Consider the following 265-nt stretch of genomic DNA (forward strand, 5'->3'; position numbering starts at 1 on the left):
GTGCACGATGCCCAGCGCGGTGTAGCAGTCGCGGATTTCCGGCACCAGCACGCGCACCGCACGCACGTCGTAGATCTGGCTGAACTCCAGGCCTTTGCGCTGCATCTTGCGCCAGATCGAATAGATATGTTTCGCCCGCCCACTGATGTCGGCATTTACGCCAGTGGCGAGCAACTCGTTCTGCAGCTGGCTCATCACGTCGCTGATGAAGCGCTCGCGGTCCAGCCGCCGCTCATGCAACAGCTTGGCGATCTGCTTGTACTGG

General features: G+C 61.1%; 1 pseudogene. It reads right to left on the reverse strand.

Features of this window, described 5'->3' with window-relative positions:
• Nucleotides 1-265 (reverse strand): annotated as a pseudogene (gene relA / locus SB719_RS20620) (GTP diphosphokinase); the annotation flags it as partial.

It is taken from the genome of Pantoea sp. SIMBA_079, assembly GCF_046940275.1.
Taxonomy (GTDB): Bacteria; Pseudomonadota; Gammaproteobacteria; order Enterobacterales; family Enterobacteriaceae; genus Pantoea; species Pantoea borealis.